Genomic DNA, 14501 nt, shown 5'->3' on the forward strand with positions numbered 1-14501 from the left:
TATAAAAATACACAAATGGATTTTCAAGGATTTTTCAGGCACATAGAGGGGCACAATTCCCATGCCCCTCTATTCACTCCCCAACTTATACAAATACTTGAATAATATATAAAATTAAAATACAAAAAATAGTTGATTTATAAATAATTTCTACTATTATTTTGTTAAAGAACTCATAGAATAAATATTCTTGAATATGTATTATGTGAATTTTAGATTCTTAACTTATTAGAATCTCCTCTATCATTGCTAAAACTAGAGAGACATTAGAATAGTTTGCCTTACTTAGCTTTAGCCCTTTTGCGCATATTTGGCTCTAATATCTTTTTGCGGATTCTTACATTTTGCGGTGTTACCTCTAGAATCTCATCATCTTCTATCCACTCTAATGCGCGCTCAAGTGTCAGATCGCGTGGTGGCACAAGTTTAATGGCTTCATCAGCCCCGCTACTGCGCATATTAGTTAGATGTTTTGCCTTGATAGGATTTACGTCTAAATCATTATCCCTACTATGCTCACCAATCACCATTCCCACATATACTTTTGTTTGCGGAGAGATAAATAGAGCACCTCGCTCTTGAATATTAAACAGTGAGAATCCTGTCGCCTCGCCGTTCTCCATAGAGATTAATGCTCCGTTTTTACGCGATTCTACATTGCCGCTAAATGCGCGAAATTCCAAAAAGCTATGATTCATAACGCCTTCGCCTTTTGTATCTGTCAAAAATTCACTACGATAACCAATAAGTCCACGAGCTGGAATCTCAAATTCCAAACGAGTAAATCCATCATTCATTGGGTTCATTGCTTTCATTTCCGCTTTTCTACGTCCTAAGCGTTCTATAATTGTGCCGCTAAAGTCTTGGGGCGTGTCAATGACTAAATGCTCAAAAGGCTCACATTTTGCCCCATCAATTTCTTTAATAATGACTTCAGGGCGAGATATACTAAACTCAAAGCCCTCGCGCCTTAGATTTTCGGCTAAGATTGTGATTTGTAGTTCTCCTCTCCCGCTTACTTTAAATTTACCCTCGCCCATTTCCTCACAGCGCATAGCAATATTTGTTTGCATTTCCTTTAGTAGTCTATCTTTAATCTTATTTGCAGTTACATGTTTACCCTCTAAGCCAGCCAAAGGACTATCATTTACGGCGAAATAAACATTCATAGTGGGCTCTTCTAAGTGCATGGGATCAAGTGGCATAGGATTGTTTGGATCAACAACAGAATCTCCCACATCAATGGCGTTAAATCCAGCAATGGCTACAATATCCCCTGCCTGTGCACTATCTATCTCTGTGCGTGCCAAGCCCAAAAAGCCTATAAGTTTGCTAATGCGTCCTACTTCCTTTTCACCATCGCTTTTAGCAAGCATTACATTAACACCCTTTTTTACTGTGCCATTAAATACTCTTGCAATACCAATTTTGCCTACATAGTTATCATAATCAAGTGTGAAAATCTGCATTTGCAAAGGATCTTCACTATTTCCGCTAGGAGCAGGGACATATTCTAGGATCGCCTCAAAAAGCGGCTCAAGATTCTTTTTTTCATCATTTAAATCTTTGATTGCATAGCCATCGCGCGCTGCTGCATAAATTACAGGAAAATCAAGTTGTTCATCACTTGCTCCCATTGCTACAAACAAATCAAATACTTCATCAACCACTCTATCAGGCTCAGCAGCTGGTTTGTCTATTTTATTCACTACTACAATAGGTCGGATTCCAAAGCTTAGAGCCTTTTTTACTACAAATTTAGTTTGTGGCATAACGCCCTCTTGGGCATCTACAAGCAAAAGTACACCATCTACCATTTTTAATACTCGCTCTACTTCACCGCCAAAATCGGCGTGTCCGGGTGTGTCAATGATATTGATTTTTGTGTCTTTATAAGTAATGGCTGTATTTTTAGAGAGTATCGTAATGCCCCGCTCCCTTTCTAGATCATTAGAATCCATAACGCGATCATTTATTTGCTCTCTCTCACTAAATGTGCCAGATTGACGTAAGAGCCCATCAACAAGGGTAGTTTTTCCGTGATCTACATGAGCTATAACAGCGATATTTCGTATATTTTGCATAGAATTTCCTACATATTATATATATTAATAAAAGCTTTAATTTTATCTAAAAGTTGATTAATTTTTTGATAATAAACAAATGGCAAACATATAATAATATTATGTTATAATTGATAGTCTTACTTTATTTTACCGTTACTAAAATCCATATCTTAATATGCCTTTAGATTGTTTTATCATACAGGCATTTATGCTATAATTTGTGCTATGCTTTAAAATTACTATAAAGGGCTATGTATGGAGATTAAAGTTGCAAAGAATTCCTTAAAGTCAGATGCCTCCCAAAGTATTCTAACATTGGAAGATATGCTATCTATTGTTAATGAGAATGGTAAGAGGGGTGCTATATTTTATTTAGATAGAGAGAATCCAGAGAAAAATATAAAGAAGATAGAGACTTTTTTTAAGGGTAAGGATCATGCAACTATCATTCGTGAAGTAAGAATTAGCATGGATGAAAAAGACTATATATATGAGATACATGTTTTATAGTTTAAGAATGCTGCATGACGCTTTTAGCAATTCTTTAGAATTTAAATAATAAAAAGCTAGATAGGACAGCTATGAAGCTTTATATAGAAACGCTTGGTTGCGCTATGAATGTGCGCGACAGTGAACATATTATTTCAGAGTTACAAGAGAAGGAGGGTTATACCCTAACTAGTGATATTTCGCAAGCAGATTTGATACTTATTAATACTTGTTCTGTGAGAGAAAAGCCTGAACAAAAGCTATTTAGCGAAGTAGGGCAGTTTGCTAAGCGTAAAAAACAAGGCGCAAAGATTGGCGTATGTGGTTGCACTGCTAGTGCATTGGGTCATGAGATTATTAAACGTTCTCCGCATGTAGATTTTGTGTTAGGGGCTAGGAATATCTCTAAAATTACAAGTATTATACATACTCCAAAGGCAGTTGAGGTAGATATAAGTCATGATGATAGCATGTATGTATTTTCAAACTCTAAGCCAAGCAGCTATAGGGCATTGCTTAATATTTCTATTGGTTGTGATAAAAAATGCGCATATTGCATTGTGCCATTTACAAGAGGTAAAGAGATTTCTATACCATTTGACTTAATTAATAAAGAGGCTAGGAGGCTTGTAGCAAATGGAACTAAGGAGATTCTATTACTAGGGCAGAATGTAAATAATTATGGCATAAGGTTTAGTGTGCCACATGCGAATATAAATTTCACAATGCTATTGCAGGAGTTAAGCAAGATTGATGGATTAGAAAGAATTCGTTTTACAAGCCCACACCCATTACATATGAATGATGAGTTCTTAGATGAATTTGCAAGCAATCCAAAGATTTGCAAAAGTATTCATATTCCATTGCAAAGCGGTTCTGATAGGATTCTAAAGCAAATGAAGCGAGGCTATACGCAAGAATGGTATCTAAATCGTATATCCTACCTCAAAAACAAAGTGCCAAATGTGGGCATTAGCACTGATATTATTGTTGGATTTCCAAATGAAAGTGATGATGATTTTGAAGAGACTATGAAAGTTTTGGAATCTGTGCGCTTTGATACATTGTATAGCTTTATCTACTCGCCAAGACCAAATACCCTTTCATATTCATGGGGAGATAATGGCAGTGTGCCAAGTAATGTATCAAAGGATAGACTAGCTAGATTGCAAAATAGGCACAGAGAAATCCTACAAGAAAATAGTCAAAGAGAGTTAGGCAAAACTCATTATGTGCTTATTGATTCTAATAAAAGTTCTATTAAAGAGACATTTAGTGAGGGCAGGAGCGATACTAACCGTCTTGTTAGAATCCAAGATGAATTTATTGATATGGGTAATATTGCAGAAGTGATGATTACAGATGTTAGGGGTAGCACGTTATATGCTAAGACTAGAATTAAATAACTTTTCTATACATGTCATTTTGGCTTGTTAAGGTAGGAATTTATGATTAATGAGTGGGGGGGGGGGGGTAACGCCCAACACATTAACCTGTCTTTATTGCTTAAAGATTAAAAATAATACTTTTTTCTTGTTTGCCTCTCCCAAAATATCATAAACAAGCCTTTAAGCTTGTGTAAATATATCCTTTTAGACAAGCCTACTTTAGCCTACTAATTACTAAATTCTTTCATACTTTCTTTAAATCCTATCAAGCCTTAATTGTGGTTATTTTCAAAAAAATACTGCAATTTTTTTGATGTGTGGCTTGCGGTGGCTTCTTGTTATGTTTAGCGAATCGAACATCTATAATAAATTTGTCATTCTGAGACTTTCTGCGAATAATCTCATAGAAATGACAAAGTGGAAGATATTTTGGGTATTCACCATTAGATAACCCATATCGCAGGCTTTGCTAAAAATCGCACTGCACTCTCACAAATCACTATTGTGATATAAATTCTTTCCTTTTTCAAAGCAATCATCTTTATTATTACAGTTTATAAAAGCAGCTTTATTTCCATAAGCTACAAAGAAACAAAGTCCATAAGCTTATTAATGAACATATTGCAACGTTTAAAACATTTTTCATTTGTTCTGCTTTAGGTTAATTTGTGTTTAGAATTCTGAAGAAGGCAATTATAGCTTGTAGGATTTAAGAGTCTCTAAAATATAGAATCCAAATAATAAGGAATAATAAAAGAGATGTTGAATTAACTTTAGTTAGCTCAACATGACAAGGAAAGTTATATAAGCTATCTTTGAAACAAAGAACTTAAGAGATTGATAATCACCAAAAAGCGGATATAACAAGGGATTAACTGCCTAAATAATTAGATTCTAACTATTAGCATAAAGCACTATATACCTTCTTGTGAAATATTCTAAAGCATATAAAAGTTTTTCTTTGTATTTGGCTCTAATAATTTCTTATTTTCATGATTTTTTGTTAATAAGATATGCTTTAAAGCTCGCAGATATTACACTGCTTTTTGTGCTTAGTCCGTAATGCTCAATATTTTTTGACTAAAGAGATTCGCTATTTATTTAAAGCTAATGTTTATATCGCTTAGTTTTATAATTTCTAGCTTATCATAATTATTCTCTTTCTTTAATCTTCTCAACTTCTTTAGCAGTGCTATCAGAATTTATAAGCAACAATAGCTCTTTACACTGCTTCATAAGATTTTCTCTCTAACCATTTTTGCCAAGATTAAATATTGGCAAAACGCAATATTTAATCTCTCATTTTTTCTTTTTGAGATAATAGCTTGAATGTAGTGATGTAGTTATAATTTGTAATACCCTGTATAAAAATTATTCCTATGCTTGTATATAGAATATATAATTATCTGCCCTAAAGTTTTTTAATAAGCGAAAGCATTTCTATATCATTGCTTTTTAGAGTCTTACCGTTTAATAGGCTAAAATAAAGATTAAAAACCATTTGAAACACATAGATTGATCTCTAATGCCACTACGTCATTGCCTTTAATATCTAGCTTTATATCAAAACGGTATGCATCATTACTACTTTTACCATATATTTCGTTGAATCTTTTATCTCATTAAATCTTCTGCTATTTTCATTTTCTACCATTTTATAAAAAATATGATAATTTCTATCACACTCATATATTTTGTTGATAGATTGTTTGGCTTAAGGTTGTTTAGTAATAATATTAGAGGGTTAAAATTTATAGAATTAATAAATCTTTTAGATACTAGTCTTAAGCAAGCTATCAAGCATTAAGTCTTTAGTCTTGAGAGGACAGACAATCTATGTGCTTCTAAGCCCTCTTGATTGGCTAGGTTTGCACAATCTTGTGCCAGATTCTCTAAGCCATTCTTAGAGAATGATATAATGGAGCTATTAGTGCAAAAATGTTGAACTCCTAGTGGAGAAAAGAATCTAGCACTACCTCCTGTTGGCAATGTATGATTTGGACCTGCTAGATAGTCTCCAATAGCCTCTGGTGTATAATGCCCTAGGAATATTGCGCCTGCAGCTTTGATTAAAGGCAACAAGCTATATGGATTTTGCGTTATTATCTCTAAATGTTCAGGAGCAATTTGATTCATCAAATATGCTGCTTGCTCTAAATTATTAACCATAATAATCGCCCCTCTATTATCGATGCTAGCACTAGCAATGTCTTTTCTTGGCAGAGACTTAAGTTTATTATCAATGAGTTTTGCTACTTCTTTAGCTAGATTTGAATCATCAGTTATTAATAGCGCGCTTGCCATTTCATCATGTTCAGCTTGGGATAGCATATCAATTGCTATGTAATTTGGATTCCCACTAGAATCAGCAATAATGCCAATTTCACTTGGTCCAGCTATCATATCGATATTTACATCACCAAATACTAGCTTCTTTGCCGCTGCTACAAATATATTTCCCGGCCCACTAATGCAATCTACCTTTTGAAACACATCAGAGTTAGAATCTCCTAGCATATTATTATGTGTATTATCATCGTTTATGCCGTATGCTAGCATGCCAATAGCACCAACACCGCCGACTTTATAACACTCTTGTATGTCGCAAAGATGTATGCTTGCTAAAAGTATTTGGCTTATTTGATTGTTTGGCGTGGGTGTAGTCATGATGATTTCTTTCACGCCTGCTACCTTTGCTGGGATTGCATTCATAAGCAAGGAGCTAGGATAAAATGCCTTTCCACCCGGAACATATATGCCCGCGCGCCCAACAGGCAAAACTTGCATTCCCAATAAATTCCCAAATCTATCATGATGAATAAAGCCTTTAGTTTTGCTTAGACTATGAAACTCATAAATCCTATCAAAAGCTACTTGCAGGCTTATTTTTAATTTTGAATCAAGCCTTTTATATGCGTCTTCTGCTAGATTTCTATCTACTAGTAAATCTTTTAAGCTTTCTGGATCCCATTTGTCATATTTTTTTACTAGCTCTAGGATTGCTTCTTGTCCTCTTTTTTGTATATCTTGAAGCGTTGAAAGCACTTCTGGGATTAGGCTATACATGTCGCTTTTGGCTCTTGCTAGAATTGTTCTAAAGTCTTGTTTGAAAGATGGATTATTTGTATCAAATATTTTAATCATTAGATATTCCTTAATCATAAATTCAACTTAAGGGTGGATTTAGTTTATTTTTTTGCATTATGTCTAGTTAACTAAACTTGCATAGTTCCCTTGCGGCTTGTGTAATTTTACTCAAATACGATAAAATTCGGCAAAATAGAGTAAGAAGCATATTTAGGAGATAATTTTTATGATTGCAGATGAAATGCAACACACAAGGATAGATTTTAAGGATATTACGCTTGATGATAGAGAGTTAATACTCTCTTACTTGAAGCAAGATTCCTTTATGATTTCAGATATTAGTTTTGGAAATCTATTTATTTGGAGACTAGCTAGGAAGATTGAATTTGCTATCATTCATGAATGTTTAGTAATTAGGACTACATACATAGACAAGAATCCTTTCTTCTTTTTTCCAATAGGAGCTGGCAATAAGCACTCTTGTATAGAAATATTAAGCCAATACTGTGATGATTTGGACATACCCTTAGAATTTCATTCGTTAGAAGAAAAAAGTATTTCAATACTTCGAGAAATATTTGGCGATATAAAGCCTTTGTTAAATAGAGACAGAAGCGATTATATTTATCTAACAAAAAATCTAATCGAGCTATCAGGCAGAAAATATCACAGAAAAAAAAATCATCTAAATCGCTTTTTTGAGGAATATAGAGGTTTTTCTTTTGAAAAGATAGATTCCAATAATTTACAAGAATTACAAGATACATGGCATCTTTGGTCTCAAGATCATATAGATTCTGGTTTGATTGCTGAATCTAAGGGCATTGTTAGTGTGTTGCAAAATTATTGCGCTCTTGGTTTTAGGGGTGGATTATTACGATTTGATTCTAGGATTATTGCTTTTAGCTTTGGCGAGGTTATCTCTAGCGAGCTTTGTGTGATACATATAGAAAAAGCAGATATAGCATATCGTGGTGCTTATCAGGCTATTAATCATCAGCTTTTAAGTCATTGTTTTGCTGATATTAAATACGTCAATCGTGAAGAAGACTTGGGCATTGATGGATTGCGCAAGGCAAAGATGTCTTATAACCCTCATATTATCTTAGATAAATATGAATTGATTGTATATTCTTAGATTTTCTTCTAGCTTGCTTGCTGCATAGCTAACTATTTTTATTCCTAATATTATTAATATTATATGTTTTATGTAACAATTCTATACAATATGGTTTAGATTCCATATATTCACTTTATGGCTTTTGTAATACTGCTTAATGAATTAAAGATGAATATTGCTCGCATTATGAATTTGTTACGCATAATTTTGTTATGCTTTGTTAGCGTTAGAGATTAGCGCGTAGTAATAAAATGTAAGGAACAATTATGATTAAAGGTTTTGCAATGCTAAAGATTGGTTCTGTTGGAATCATCGAAAAAGAATATTTAGAGGAAGTAACAACAGGTAAAAAGTTAGCTATGGGTCCCTTAGATGCTATAGTTCGCCCTATTGCAGTAGCACCTTGCACATCTGATTTGCATACATGCTATGAGGGAGGCATAGGTGAGAGGACTAATATGTTCTTAGGTCATGAGGCAGTGGGGGAAATTCTTGAAGTAGGAGAGCTTGTTAAGGACTTCAAGGTTGGAGATAAGGTTATTGCTCCTGCTATTACACCTGATTGGAATGCAGAAAACTCTCAAAGAGGTTTTGCGCAACATAGCGGTGGAGCTTTATCGGGCTGGAAATTTTCTAATTTTAAAGACGGAGTTTTTGCTGATAGATTCCATGTTAATGATGCTGATGGGAATCTTGCACATTTACCCGAGGGTGTAGATCCTGTGGATGCTGTGATGTTGTGCGATATGATTACTACAGGTTTTCATTGTGCTGAAAATGCATAAATTTTGCCAGGCGAGACTGTAGCAGTGGTTGGGCTTGGACCTGTTGGGCAAATGGCTACAGCTGGAGCAAATTTAATGGGAGCAAGTGAGATTTATGCCGTAGATTGTGTGGATTTTAGATATGAAGTTGCAAATAAGCATTATGGTGCTACTCACTACATAAACTTTACAAAAGCTCCATTCCAAGAGCAGATTATGGATTTAACAAAAGGTAGAGGTGTGGATAAGGTTCTCATTGCAGGAGGTGGGCTTGGCACAATCGGGGATGCTTGCGAATGTTTAGTTAATGGTGGTATTGCTTCTAACGTTAATTATCTAGGCAGTGGAGAGTATATCACTATTCCGCGTGTAGCGTGGAATGTTGGCATGGGACATAAAACCATAAAAGCTGGATTAACCCCTGGTGGAAGATATAGAATGGAAAAGCTAGCTAGATTACTCCAAACTGAAAAGTTAGATGTTAAACCAATCATTACCCATCGATTAGAGGGAAAATTTGAGCAAATACAACAGTCTCTAGATATGATGAAAAATAAACCAGAACGTTTTATTAAGCCAGCTGTAAAAATTAATTGGTAGTTAAACTTTTTATTATACCAAATCAGTAGTTAGTCAGAATTAAGAATTAATATATGCTTTGCATTTATTACGTTTATTCTTAACAAGATAAGCTTATTTTGTTATTTTTAGTTTTACTTAAATAGGGTTAAGCAGCATTGTTATTCTAACTTTTAGATTAAGAATCTTAAATATAGAGATATTTCTCCACTACTCAATATGATAAAAGAACAATTATCCTAAACCTTATCTTGCCTTTTATAATTATTATACATAGTTATATAATATTCTTTTACCTCGCTCAACTGCTGGTTGGTTATATGTATCTATCTCAAATATACAGCCCACAGCAGATGTTAATAGCTCATAATACATCACTAAAGCACCTATATTTTTTTCATGCAATAAGTCAATTTGTATAGAATCCAAAGGCACTCCATCGTTTTGCAAAACCTTCATAGTGGCAAGCTTTTGCGCAGCGAGTAGCCTGGCAAATGAGATCCCATTTACAAAATTAGTAGTTTCTAGTCCCCGTATGTTTATGTTTGGTATAGCTAGCTCATTATAGTGCTCTTGATTAATGCTTAAGAATGTAATTGTTTTGTCTTTTTTACCCTCTAAGATTAGTTGCAAGAATGAATGTTGATCTATGCTACCAATTAGGCTAATTGGTGTTAGTCCTATATTCTTGTCATTCTTATTAAGCTTGCCTAGGCTTTCCCCCCATAGCTGCATATACCATAGATTAAAATTGCAAAAAGAACTTGAATAAGAGAATAAAATATTCATTGGTAGCAAATTGTGGTTTTTTGCCATAAATATCGCTTTTTCTAATATATGCTCTTCACTTCGATTAAAAAAGGAATCTTGTAAGATTCTAGCTCCCTCTAGGATTTCTTCTACTTTATAACCAAGTAACTTTAATGGCACAATGCCAGTAGCACTTAGCACACTAAATCTTCCGCCGATATTATTATCAATGTTTATAGTATAGATTTGATTTTGCCTAGCCCAGTTAGATAATGGAGAGTCATTATCTGTTATGATCAAGAGCCTATTTTTGAGCGATGATTCTAATAAATTATATCTCCATACACAGTATTTCATAAGAGATGTTGTTTCTATTGTCATACCAGATTTGGAAATGACTATAAATAGGCTTTTATGAATACGGATTTTTTTGAGGGATTTTTGTATCTTTAGCGGGTCTGTATGTTCTAGGAATTTAAGCGATATATGATTTCTATGTGGTAGATGATAGAGCATGGTATCAATAGCTTTTAATCCAAGTGAGCTACCTCCTATGCCAATGATTACAATATGACTTATGTCCTTTAATATGTCCTTGTTTGTCTGTATATAATCAATTGAATCTTGCAAAGCCTTATTCTGATATGGTAGATTATAGTATCCGCTTTTTTTAGTCTGCTTTTCCTCTTTTATCATATAAAAGACATCATCTTTTTGTTTTAGGCTAGATTGGGTTGGGAAATGTATATCAAACTTAATCATAGCATGCTCCTTTTATGCAAAGCTATAATTTTACTAAAGATTACTAAAGATTCTAAGATTTGGGATTTATTGCTTAGTAAGTGAACTTGAATGCAAGATTAATATTTACTTAATGCAAATTATTATAGAATCTATTTCTTAAAATTCAGTCTTAAGGCAAAAGCATGGGCAAAGTAATCACATCTGCTTGGCGTAAAGAAAGCTGGCGAGATTTTCCTATTAAGCAACATCCTGTTTATGTTAATAAAAGTGATATAGAATCTGTTGAGAGGGAGCTAAGTAGCTTTCCGCCATTAGTCTTTTCAAAAGAAGCAGATAGCTTAAAAGATAAGCTAGCAAAAGCTAGCTGCGGGCAAAGCTTCTTGCTACAAGGTGGTGACTGCGCAGAGAGTTTTTCACAATTTAGTGCAGATGCAATTAGAGATATGTTTAAGATTATCTTACAAATGAGCGTGATTTTAACTTTTGCATCCAGTCGTCCAATTATTAAGGTGGGAAGATTGGCAGGGCAGTTTGCTAAGCCACGCAGCAGCGATACAGAAATAATCAATGGCATTAGCTATCCTAGCTATCGCGGAGATTTAATTAATTCTCAAGAGCTAGATAAGAGGAATCCAGATCCCTTAAGATTACTTAAAGGCTATCATCAAAGTGCTAGCACTCTTAATTTATTGCGTGCTTTTTCTCAAGGAGGATTTGCCAATTTAGAGAGAGTTCATAATTGGAATCTAGGATTTGTTGCTAATAACAATTTTGGTAAGCGCTATGAGGAATTAGCTAGTCAAATTGAAAAATCACTAAGATTTATGAAAGCTTGTGGCATTGATGTTGATAATACTAGGCAGCTTAAAGAAGTTTCCTTTTATACATCTCATGAGGCTTTGGTGCTGAATTATGAAGAAGCATTAACAAGGCAGGATTCTATAAGTGGCGATTGGTATGATTGTTCGGCACATTTTCTTTGGATTGGTGAGCGCACGCGAGATATTGATCATGCTCATATTGAGTTTTTGCGCGGTGTTAAGAATCCAATAGGCGTAAAGATTGGACCAAATGCCTCAAAGGATGACATTCTTAGAATCTGCGATATTCTCAACCCATCAAATGAAAAAGGTAGACTTACCCTCATTGTGCGCATGGGTTCAGATAAAATAGAAGATAAATTCCCATCATTGCTTCGAGATATTTGCAATGATGGGCGTAATATTGTTTGGAGTTGCGATCCTATGCATGGCAATACGAAGGTTGCAAGTAGCGGATATAAGACTAGATCATTTACAGATATTGTAAATGAAATTAAAAGTTTCTTTGCCATACATAAGGCGCAGGGCAGCATTGCAAGCGGAATTCATCTTGAAATGACTGGAGCTGATGTTACAGAATGTTTAGGTGGTGTGCAAGATATTAGTGAATCTATTTTACATAAGAGTTATCATACACAATGCGACCCGCGTTTAAATGCTACTCAAGCCTTAGAGCTAAGCTTTATGCTAGCAGAGATATTAGAGCAATCATAATTTGCTTTTATGGTTTGGATATTGTCTTATAGTGTTATATTTGGTATATTTCAAGTTTAAAATTGCATATTTGCTAAATATTCTTATAGTTTAATCTCTATATTTTTGATTTTCTGCATCTTCTAACAAAACTTGAATTTGGGCTATATCTTTAGATATTTGTACCTTTAAATCTTCTAGTTTTTCAAATTTTTGATTGTTTCGTATTCTGTCAATAAGGCTTATACTAATTTGCTCCCCCTTTAATACTTTTATTGATATATCCTCAATGATATGACATTCAATGCAAAATTTCCTATCTGTGCTTAGCCTATTTCCAATAAATATTGCTGATTTATATGTTCTTCCATGTATATGACAAAGCCCAGCATATACACCATATTTAGGCAATAAATATAGGGTTGTAGCAATGTTGATTGTTGGATATAGTTGCTTTGCTCCAATGCCTTGTCCTGTAATAACAAGCCCTTTAATACTATAAAACCTACAAAGCATGCTATTAGCACTTGCTATATCTCCATACTTGATTAGCTCTTTGATAATGCTTGTATGAATTGGCATATTATTGCATTTTTGAGATTCTAATATAATAACCTCTATTTGTGGTTTTCCAATATTTACAAGCAAAGGCTTAATGTCAGATGCGCTACTTGCGCGATTTTTACCAAAGCAAAAATCATATCCAACAACTATTCGTTTTAGATTTGGCAATACAAACAATATTAGTTTTAAAAATTCAAGAGGACTATATGATTTGATTACATCAAATCTTAAACGATAACAAGGGATATTAGTATATTTTTCTCTTTCTTGTGGTGGCGTGATAAATGGAGGCTTTATTTGAGCTATACTAAGAGCTAAGCCATTATCTCCAATTAATTCGAGCAGCTTGATGTGTGCATCGTGCATAGCATCGAACTTTCCTATAGCAATTGAATCATAGGGTAATTTAGAATTGACAAAATATAAAAAACTCTTCATTTCCAGCTTTTCCCTTCACCTGTGATTTTTCTACATATAGTAGTTTAGCACCATAATCTTCTAAGATATATAGCATTGTTGTTAGAGATTCTATAATAGCCTCTTTGTCGGTAACAAGTCCTTTTTTGTTTCTCTTGGCATGCAAACCAACTTCAAATTGAGGCTTAAATAGTAAAATAATGCGTTTGCTAAGATGATAAAGAGAAGCAATAATCTTCTTTAATGAAATGAAGCTTACATCGCAAGTAAGTATGCTAAATGGCTTTGTTGTATATATGTTATTGTTGGTGTGTCTTAATTTTGCTTTAGCTAGATTGTATTGTACTGATTGGGTTTTATTCATGTGTTTTATATTAATTTTATTTAAATTGTTGGAATCTAAACACTGATACTTATTATAAGACTTAGTAAGCAAAGATTCTAAAAATAATGTTTTATTTCTATTGAACTCACGAATATCAATATTTTCCAATGATAATACTCGTGAATTATTCCTAAGATTGTTATCTAGTTGCAATGAGCCTACATCTTGAGCTATTACAAAACGTGCTTTTTTTGTTAATAATACTTGCGTAAAGCCTCCGCTACTAGCACCAACATCAAGCACTACTTTATTATTAATATGATTGTGTATATCTTGCTTTATAGATATGATTTTATTTATTTTGCCTTTTGCCTTTTGGTTTGACAAAGATTCTTGCAATGAGATAGATAGAAGCGATTTGGGTTTCATATCCCTTGCATGGTCTTTTACTATGTAATTGCATGGGCTTGTATGATCTAGGAATCTTTGTAGTTTTAATGCTCCTCTTGAGCAGTATAGCAAATCTGATATAAAGGCATCTTGTAATATTGTAACATGATCATTTAGGTTAATTGATTGGGATAATTTAGTTGCTTTTTTGCCATTTATAAGCACAAAGCCTTGATTAATCATATCACTTGCTTTGTGTCTTGAGCATTGATAAATTTCTGCTAAGCGTTTATCTAGTCTCATT

General features: G+C 33.8%; 11 protein-coding genes. 6 read left to right on the forward strand and 5 right to left on the reverse strand.

Annotation, left to right across the window (positions count from 1 at the left end; all coding sequences use genetic code 11):
• Positions 1-281: 281 nt before the first annotated feature.
• Complete coding sequence (gene typA / locus LS73_RS04385) at positions 282-2084, reverse strand: translational GTPase TypA (RefSeq protein WP_034558735.1); 1803 nt, start codon at positions 2082-2084, stop codon at positions 282-284.
• A 237-nt stretch (positions 2085-2321) separates the two neighbouring features.
• Here typA and LS73_RS04390 point away from each other — a divergent pair, with 237 nt between their 5' ends.
• Both LS73_RS04390 and miaB read left to right on the forward strand, forming a co-directional pair.
• Complete coding sequence (locus tag LS73_RS04390) at positions 2322-2576, forward strand: HP0268 family nuclease (RefSeq protein ID WP_034558737.1); 255 nt, start codon at positions 2322-2324, stop codon at positions 2574-2576.
• A 71-nt stretch (positions 2577-2647) separates the two neighbouring features.
• Entirely contained in the window at positions 2648-3961 is a 1314-nt protein-coding gene (gene miaB, locus LS73_RS04395) for a tRNA (N6-isopentenyl adenosine(37)-C2)-methylthiotransferase MiaB (protein ID WP_034558739.1), read from the forward strand.
• Positions 3962-5746: 1785 nt separating this feature from the next.
• Here miaB and hisD read toward each other — a convergent pair.
• Positions 5747-7087, reverse strand: coding sequence for a histidinol dehydrogenase (hisD, locus tag LS73_RS04400; protein WP_034558510.1), 1341 nt, complete (start codon positions 7085-7087; stop codon positions 5747-5749).
• Between the two features lie 169 nt (positions 7088-7256).
• Here hisD and LS73_RS04405 point away from each other — a divergent pair, with 169 nt between their 5' ends.
• From LS73_RS04405 to LS73_RS10520, 3 genes are all read left to right on the forward strand, one after another.
• Positions 7257-8168 carry a DUF2156 domain-containing protein gene (locus LS73_RS04405; RefSeq protein ID WP_233708876.1) on the forward strand — a complete coding sequence of 304 codons (912 nt, stop codon included), beginning with the start codon at positions 7257-7259 and terminating at the stop codon, positions 8166-8168.
• 248 nt (positions 8169-8416) lie between these two features.
• Complete coding sequence (locus tag LS73_RS10515; protein ID WP_280523647.1) at positions 8417-8935, forward strand: alcohol dehydrogenase catalytic domain-containing protein; 519 nt, start codon at positions 8417-8419, stop codon at positions 8933-8935.
• A gap of 3 nt (positions 8936-8938) precedes the next feature.
• The gene (locus LS73_RS10520) at positions 8939-9514 is read left to right on the forward strand and encodes a zinc-binding dehydrogenase (protein ID WP_280523648.1); all 576 of its coding nucleotides are present in this window, start codon (positions 8939-8941) and stop codon (positions 9512-9514) included.
• Positions 9515-9760: 246 nt separating this feature from the next.
• Here the strand turns inward: LS73_RS10520 and LS73_RS04415 are convergent, their stop codons facing one another.
• Positions 9761-11005 carry a glucose-6-phosphate isomerase gene (locus LS73_RS04415; RefSeq protein ID WP_034558508.1) on the reverse strand — a complete coding sequence of 415 codons (1245 nt, stop codon included), beginning with the start codon at positions 11003-11005 and terminating at the stop codon, positions 9761-9763.
• 164 nt (positions 11006-11169) lie between these two features.
• Between LS73_RS04415 and LS73_RS04420 the strand changes: the two genes are divergently transcribed.
• On the forward strand, positions 11170-12522 hold the full coding sequence (locus LS73_RS04420; protein ID WP_034558505.1) for a class II 3-deoxy-7-phosphoheptulonate synthase: 1353 nt from the start codon (positions 11170-11172) through the stop codon (positions 12520-12522).
• A gap of 90 nt (positions 12523-12612) precedes the next feature.
• On the opposite strand, the gene LS73_RS04425 is transcribed toward LS73_RS04420, so the two are convergent.
• Both LS73_RS04425 and LS73_RS04430 read right to left on the reverse strand, forming a co-directional pair.
• The gene (locus tag LS73_RS04425; protein ID WP_034558503.1) at positions 12613-13503 is read right to left on the reverse strand and encodes a bifunctional riboflavin kinase/FAD synthetase; all 891 of its coding nucleotides are present in this window, start codon (positions 13501-13503) and stop codon (positions 12613-12615) included.
• Positions 13472-14500, reverse strand: coding sequence for an SAM-dependent methyltransferase (locus LS73_RS04430; protein ID WP_081955613.1), 1029 nt, complete (start codon positions 14498-14500; stop codon positions 13472-13474). The genes LS73_RS04425 and LS73_RS04430 overlap by 32 nt, the downstream gene beginning before the upstream one ends.
• Position 14501 lies beyond the last annotated feature (1 nt).

The sequence above is a fragment of the Helicobacter muridarum genome, assembly GCF_000765805.2.
Classification (GTDB): domain Bacteria; phylum Campylobacterota; class Campylobacteria; order Campylobacterales; family Helicobacteraceae; genus Helicobacter_A; species Helicobacter_A muridarum.

What these genes read in the sequence shown, in the direction of transcription:
- typA (WP_034558735.1), bottom strand. Translation starts at nt 2,084, where the DNA reads ATGCAAAATATACGAAATATCGCTGTTATAGCTCATGTAGATCACGGA.
- LS73_RS04390 (WP_034558737.1), top strand. Translation starts at nt 2,322, where the DNA reads ATGGAGATTAAAGTTGCAAAGAATTCCTTAAAGTCAGATGCCTCCCAA.
- miaB (WP_034558739.1), top strand. Translation starts at nt 2,648, where the DNA reads ATGAAGCTTTATATAGAAACGCTTGGTTGCGCTATGAATGTGCGCGAC.
- hisD (WP_034558510.1), bottom strand. Translation starts at nt 7,087, where the DNA reads ATGATTAAAATATTTGATACAAATAATCCATCTTTCAAACAAGACTTT.
- LS73_RS04405 (WP_233708876.1), top strand. Translation starts at nt 7,257, where the DNA reads ATGATTGCAGATGAAATGCAACACACAAGGATAGATTTTAAGGATATT.
- LS73_RS10515 (WP_280523647.1), top strand. Translation starts at nt 8,417, where the DNA reads ATGATTAAAGGTTTTGCAATGCTAAAGATTGGTTCTGTTGGAATCATC.
- LS73_RS04415 (WP_034558508.1), bottom strand. Translation starts at nt 11,005, where the DNA reads ATGATTAAGTTTGATATACATTTCCCAACCCAATCTAGCCTAAAACAA.
- LS73_RS04420 (WP_034558505.1), top strand. Translation starts at nt 11,170, where the DNA reads ATGGGCAAAGTAATCACATCTGCTTGGCGTAAAGAAAGCTGGCGAGAT.
- LS73_RS04425 (WP_034558503.1), bottom strand. Translation starts at nt 13,503, where the DNA reads ATGAAGAGTTTTTTATATTTTGTCAATTCTAAATTACCCTATGATTCA.
- LS73_RS04430 (WP_081955613.1), bottom strand. Translation starts at nt 14,500, where the DNA reads ATGAGACTAGATAAACGCTTAGCAGAAATTTATCAATGCTCAAGACAC.